We start from the raw sequence: 5,929 nt of genomic DNA on the forward strand, positions 1-5,929 counted from the left end.
CGCTCGCCCAGGGGCGCTGGGCCGCCGAGGACGGCGGCATGCCGCGGTTCGTCGCTGGCGTCGCGCAGCTTCGCTTTCGCGCGCAGCACGAACATCGTCAGGCGCTTCTGCAGCGGCGCCTGGATGGCGCGCGGCAGCTGCAAATAAATGTTCTCGGCATCGCGCCACATCAGGAATGTCGCCTGGAGGCGCCCCTTCGGCGTGCAATAGCCGGCGAGGCGCGCTTCGGATGGGCCGAGGTGCTCGACGTCGTTGGTCAGCTGGTTGTGGAGGAAGCTGGCGGCGTCTTCGCCGGCAATCCCAATCAGTCCGAGGTCGGTGACGGGGGCGACGAAGCCCTGTTCGAGGTCGGCGGTGGCGAGTGCGCGGCCGAAGTCCTCGACCTGCGTCGGGCTATCGGGGTGAAAGCGGGCGCCCAGGGTGGCGAGGTGTTCGATCCAATGATTCATGACACGATTTATTTCCGGTTTGGCTGTATCGGCTTTATGATTACGGCCTCATTATAAGTTCGCCTTCAAAATTGCGCCGACGACGGCGAAAAACCAGATCCAGCATGGCATTCATAAAAAAACTCATCGTCACAGGCGTCATCGTGGCCGTCGGTGCCGGCGCCGGCTTTCAGTGGTGGAGCAGGCAGCCGATCACGCCGGGCAACGCGGCCGTCATCCCGTTCGCCATCGCGCAGGGCAGCCACGTGGCTGGCGCCGCGCAGCAGATGGCGACGGCCGGCGTGCCCGTCAACCCGTTCCTGTTCGGCGTGCTGGCGCGGATCACGGGCAAGGCGGGCAAGATCAAGGCCGGCAGCTACGAGCTGAAGCCGGATACGTCGCCGCGCCGTCTCCTCACCCAGCTCGTGCGCGGTGAGTTCGCGCAGGAATCGCTGACGATCATCGAAGGCTGGACTTTCCGCCAGATGCGGCAAGCCATCGACGCGGCCCCGAACCTGAAGCACGAGACGGCGAAACTGTCCGACCAGGAATTGCTGGCGAAAGTCGCCCCGGACTACAAGGCGCCCGAAGGCCTGTTCTTCCCCGATACGTACCTGTTCGCGAAGAAGGCGAGCGACCTGTCGATCTACAAGCAGGCGCACGAGATGATGATGAAGCGCCTGAAGGCCGCGTGGGAGAAACGCGACCCGGGCCTGCCGTACACGGAGCCGTACCAGGCGCTGATCATGGCGTCGCTGGTGGAAAAGGAAACGGGCCAGAAGAGCGAGCGCGCGATGATCGCGGGCGTCTTCGTCAACCGCCTGAAAGCGGGCATGCTGCTGCAGACCGACCCCACCGTCATCTACGGCATGGGCGAGAAATACGACGGCAAGATCCGCAAAAAGGACCTCGAGACGGACACCCCGTACAATACCTATACGCGCGCCGGCCTGCCGCCGACGCCGATCGCGCTGCCGGGCGTGCAATCGCTGGCCGCCGCGACGGCGCCCGCGAAGACGGAAGCCCTGTATTTCGTGTCGCGCGGCGATGGCACGAGCCACTTCTCGGTCAACCTGAATGAGCACAACAAGGCCGTGAACCAGTACCAGCGCAACCAGTCGCAGTAATTACGAATGAATGCCATGAATCAAACCGATGCCACCCGCGGACGTTTCATCACCTTCGAAGGCATCGACGGCGCCGGCAAGTCGACGCACATCGGCTACGTCACCTCGCTGCTGAAAGGCGCGGGCAAGCGGGTCGTCTCGACGCGCGAGCCGGGCGGCACGCCGCTCGGCGAAAAGCTGCGCGACCTCGTGCTGCACGAAAAAATGCACCTCGAGACGGAAGCCCTCATCATGTTCGCCAGCCGGCGCGAGCACGTCGCGCAAGTCGTCGAACCGGCGATCGCGCGCGGCGACTGGGTGCTGTCCGACCGCTTCACGGATGCCAGCTTCGCCTACCAGGGCGGCGGGCGCGGTCTCGATCGCGCCAGGCTGGAGGCGCTGGAGCAGTGGGTGCATCCGCACCTGCAGCCCGACCTGACCCTGCTGTTCGACGTCCCGCTGGACGTCGCCAAGGCCCGCCTGTCCGCCTCGCGCACGCTCGACAAGTTCGAGATGGAGCAGGCCGATTTCTTCGCGCGTGTGCGCGCCGAATACCTGCGCCGCGCGGCGGAATCCGGCGGCCGCATCGTCGTCATCGATTCGACGAAGACGATAGCCGAAGTGCGCGGCGCGCTGCAGGCCGCGCTGGAGACCTGGCTGTGAGCATGTACCCCTGGCAAGAAGACGCGTGGACCCGGCTGCAGGCGATGCGCGTGCGGCTGCCGCATGCGATCCTGTTTTACGGCCCGGCCGGAATCGGCAAGGCCGATTTCATCGAAGCGTTCGCCCAGGCGCTGCTGTGCGAAAACGGGAGGCCGGACGGGCACGCATGCGGGGCGTGCGCGTCGTGCGGCTGGTTTGTCCAGGGCAATCACCCCGACTACCGCCGCGTGCGGCCCGAAGCGATGGAAGACGAAGCGCCCTCCGCGGAGGGCGACGAGGCGCCGGCCGAAGAGAAAAAGGCCAAGTCGAAGACGGCGTCGAAAGAAATCAAGATCGAGCAGGTGCGTGCGCTGGCCGATTTCATGAACATCTCGACGCACCGCCAGGGCCTGCGCGTCGTCGTGCTGTACCCGGCCGAGGCGCTGAACATGCCCGCGTCGAATGCGCTGCTGAAGACGCTCGAGGAACCGCCGCCGGGCACCGTGTTCCTGCTGGCATCGAACGGGCTGGACCGGCTGCTGCCGACGATCCTGTCGCGCTGCCGCAAATTCGCCTTGCCGATGCCGGATCATGCCCAGGCGTTGGCGTGGCTCGCAGCGCAGGGCGTCACCGATGCGGACGGCTGGCTGCGCGAGCAGGGCGGCGCGCCGCTCGCGGCGCTGGCACAGGCGGAGACGGGCAGCCGCGAAGAGCTCGACGGCCTGCTGCAAGTGCTCGCGCAACCGAGCGTCGATGCCGCGTTGCGCAGCGCCGACAAATTGAGCAAGGCGCCGCTCGCATCCCTCGTCGCGTGGCAGCAGCGGTGGCTGTATGACGTGTTCTCGTACAAGCTGTCCGGAGTGATCCGGTATTATCCGAGATATCAGCGGGAACTCGCGGCGCTGGCCGGACGGGTGCCCGTGGCCCAGTTGATGCAGGCTATCAAGTCCACGAACGAGCGCCGCGCCGTGGCCGATCACCCCTTGTCGCCGAAGCTGTTTGTCGAAGACATGTTGCTCGATTACACCGCCCGCTGCGGTGTGTGATGAAAGGAAGATGATGAGCGTATCGCCGAACGGTCCGATCAGTGGCCTGCCCGCCGATCCGAACGCGCCGCAGCCGGCGCGGCCGTCCGTACTGTCGCTCGCCATCAAGGAAAAGGCCGCCCTGTACGCGGCCTATATGCCGTTCCTGAAGAATGGCGGCATGTTCGTGCCGACCAACAAGCCATACAAGATCGGCGACGAGATCTACCTGATCCTGTCGCTGATGGACGACCCGAACAAATACCCGATCGCCGGCAAGGTCGCGTGGATCACGCCGGCCGGCGCGAACAACAACAAGGCGCAAGGCATCGGCGTGCACTTCCCGGCCGACGAAACCGGACAGCGCGCCCGCTTGCGCATCGAAGAAATCCTCGGCGCCGCGCTGCGTTCGGCGCGCGCCACCCATACCCTGTAACTTCCTGGTTTCACCATGCCGTCCTACGTACACCGCCTCGCTCGTCGAGAAGATCTTCCCGTCATCGTCGACATCTACAATTCCACCATCGCCTCGCGCGAAGTCACGGCCGACACCGAACCCGTCACCGTGCAGTCGCGCGAAGGCTGGTTCAACGACCACATGCCGGAACGCCGTCCGCTGTGGGTGATCCACGACGCGGCCGATACGTCGGACGAGCCGGCCGTGATCGGCTGGTGCTCTTACTCGAATTTCTATGGCCGTCCGGCATATTCCGGCACGGCCGAGCTGTCGATCTATATCGCGGAAGCGTGGCGCGGCAAGGGTGTCGGGCGTTACTGCCTCGAACAGGCGATGGCGTTCGCGCCCAATGTGAACGTGCATACCTTGCTGGGCTTCATCTTTGGCCACAATGTGCCGAGCCTGGCCCTGTTCCGCAAATACGGGTTCGATACGTGGGCGCATTTTCCGCGGGTGGCGAATCTGGATGGGATCGAGCGGGACCTGATCATCCTCGGTAAGCGGGTGGCCTGAGACCGCAAAACCGTCGCCCCTGGACCAGGCGTCCCCCTCGGCAGGGCCCAAGTTTTGCGTCATGTAGACGCGACGAAATTGGGTTCCCGCCTGCGCGGGAACGACGGAGCGAACGCAGGCGGTACTTTTGTACGTCGCGTACAATATCTGGATGTATATCGATTCCCACTGCCACATCAATTTCCCGGAACTGGCCGCCAGGATGCCGGACATCCTGGCCAGGATGGCCGAGAACAAGGTCTCGCACGCGCTGTGCGTCTCCGTCGACCTGCCGGAGTTTCCCAGCGTGCTCGCGCTTGCCGAGCAATACCCGCACATTTATGCGTCCGTCGGCGTGCACCCCGATTACGAGGACACGCCCGAGCCCACCGTCGCCCAGCTCGTCGAGCTGGCCGATCACCCGAAGGTCATCGCGATCGGTGAAACCGGTCTCGATTATTACCGGCTGGAAGGCGACCTCGAATGGCAGCGCGAGCGTTTCCGTACGCACATCCGCGCGTCGCGCGAGACCCGCAAGCCGCTGATCATCCACACGCGCTCGGCCAGCGAAGACACGATCCGCATCATGCGCGAAGAACGTGCGGGCACGGACCAGGGCGGCGTCGCGGGCGTGATGCACTGCTTCACGGAGTCGCTCGACGTGGCCCTCGCCGCCATCGAGATGGGTTTTTATATCTCGTTCTCCGGCATCGTGACGTTCAAGAGTGCGAAGGACCTGCAGGCGGTGGCGCGGGCGCTGCCGCTGGACCGCATCCTCATCGAGACGGATTCGCCTTACCTCGCCCCCGTGCCGTTCCGCGGCAAGATGAACGAGCCGGGCTATGTGGCGCACGTGGCGGAATATCTCGCCACGTTGAAGGACGTGCCGCTGCGCGAGATCGCCGACCGCACCACCGAAAATTTCTTCAACCTGTTCAAGACCGCGAGGACCTGACCGTGACCCTTCTTCGATCGATCGTGCTCGCCGCCGCGCTGGCGGCACCCGCCATGGCGATGGCCGACCAGACGAGCGACTTCTTCCGTGCCGTGCAGATGGACGATGCGCGCACGGTGCGTTCGCTGCTGGGCAAGGTCGACCCGAACCAGGCCAACCCGGTTGGCGGCGAACCGCCCCTCGTGCTGGCCGTGCGCGAAGGCGCGATGCAGGTGGTCGACGCGCTGCTGCGCCACCCGGGTACGAACGTCGACGCGCCTGCGCTGAACGGCAACACGGCGCTGATGATGGCCGCGTACAAGCACAACAAGCCGGCCGCCGAGGCGCTGATCGCAAAAGGCGCCGCGGTAAACCGCCCGGGCTGGACGCCGCTGCACTACGCGGCCGCGAGCGGCGATAACGACATCGCGCGCCTGCTGCTCGCGCACGGCGCCCGCATCGATGCGCAGTCGCCGCCGGCGAGCGGCAAGTTCACGCCGCTGATGATGGCGGCGCGCGAAGGCCACGAGGACACGGCCGTGTTCCTGCTCGGCCAGGGCGCCGATCCGACACTGAAGAATGGCGAAGGTCTCACGGCGGCCGAGATCGCGCGCCGTGCGGATCACGCCACCATCGCGGCGAAGCTCGACACGCAGGTCAAGCCTGCCCGCTGAGCTAGCTTTCTCCGCACTTGTGGGCGCGCTTGCGCGTGTACATGTGCGCGTCCGCATGCATGAGTAAGGTCTCGACCTGGTCCGCGTGATCGGGGAACAGGCCGATGCCGATGCTGACGCCGATGTGCAGCGGCGCGCATTGCGTCGGCACGGGCCGCACGAGCGCGGCGC

Annotated in this window: 9 protein-coding genes; 7 read left to right on the top strand and 2 right to left on the bottom strand. The window is 65.6% G+C overall.

Going from position 1 to position 5,929, the window contains the following annotated elements:
* Positions 1 to 449 (bottom strand): YgfZ/GcvT domain-containing protein (locus tag ACEN88_RS22855; RefSeq protein ID WP_413343309.1); only part of this gene is annotated, 449 nt, incomplete at its 3' end.
* Positions 450 to 553: 104 nt separating this feature from the next.
* Between ACEN88_RS22855 and mltG the strand changes: the two genes are divergently transcribed.
* From mltG to ACEN88_RS22890, 7 genes are all read left to right on the top strand, one after another.
* A complete protein-coding gene (gene mltG / locus ACEN88_RS22860) occupies positions 554 to 1,555 on the top strand; it encodes an endolytic transglycosylase MltG (RefSeq protein ID WP_413343311.1) in 1,002 nt (333 codons plus the stop codon).
* Positions 1,556 to 1,561: 6 nt separating this feature from the next.
* On the top strand, positions 1,562 to 2,197 hold the full coding sequence (gene tmk, locus ACEN88_RS22865) for a dTMP kinase (RefSeq protein ID WP_413343313.1): 636 nt from the start codon (positions 1,562 to 1,564) through the stop codon (positions 2,195 to 2,197).
* A gap of 2 nt (positions 2,198 to 2,199) precedes the next feature.
* Entirely contained in the window at positions 2,200 to 3,222 is a 1,023-nt protein-coding gene (locus tag ACEN88_RS22870; protein ID WP_413343315.1) for a DNA polymerase III subunit delta', read from the top strand.
* Positions 3,223 to 3,235: 13 nt separating this feature from the next.
* Positions 3,236 to 3,637: a PilZ domain-containing protein gene (locus ACEN88_RS22875; RefSeq protein WP_413343317.1), complete on the top strand. Its 402-nt coding sequence runs from the start codon at positions 3,236 to 3,238 to the stop codon at positions 3,635 to 3,637.
* Between the two features lie 15 nt (positions 3,638 to 3,652).
* Positions 3,653 to 4,171, top strand: coding sequence for an N-acetyltransferase family protein (locus ACEN88_RS22880; protein ID WP_413343319.1), 519 nt, complete (start codon positions 3,653 to 3,655; stop codon positions 4,169 to 4,171).
* A gap of 151 nt (positions 4,172 to 4,322) precedes the next feature.
* Positions 4,323 to 5,105 (top strand): TatD family hydrolase, encoded by a 783-nt coding sequence (locus ACEN88_RS22885; RefSeq protein ID WP_413343321.1) that lies wholly within the window; start codon positions 4,323 to 4,325, stop codon positions 5,103 to 5,105.
* A gap of 2 nt (positions 5,106 to 5,107) precedes the next feature.
* Positions 5,108 to 5,758, top strand: coding sequence for an ankyrin repeat domain-containing protein (locus tag ACEN88_RS22890; RefSeq protein ID WP_413343323.1), 651 nt, complete (start codon positions 5,108 to 5,110; stop codon positions 5,756 to 5,758).
* Between the two features lies 1 nt (position 5,759).
* Here the strand turns inward: ACEN88_RS22890 and ACEN88_RS22895 are convergent, their stop codons facing one another.
* Positions 5,760 to 5,918, bottom strand: coding sequence for a diguanylate cyclase domain-containing protein (locus ACEN88_RS22895; protein WP_413343325.1), 159 nt, complete (start codon positions 5,916 to 5,918; stop codon positions 5,760 to 5,762).
* Between the last annotated feature and the right edge of the window lie 11 nt (positions 5,919 to 5,929).

Origin of the sequence: Massilia sp. CT11-108, from assembly GCF_047302915.1 — a bacterium.
GTDB lineage: Bacteria > Pseudomonadota > Gammaproteobacteria > Burkholderiales > Burkholderiaceae_D > Telluria > Telluria orientalis.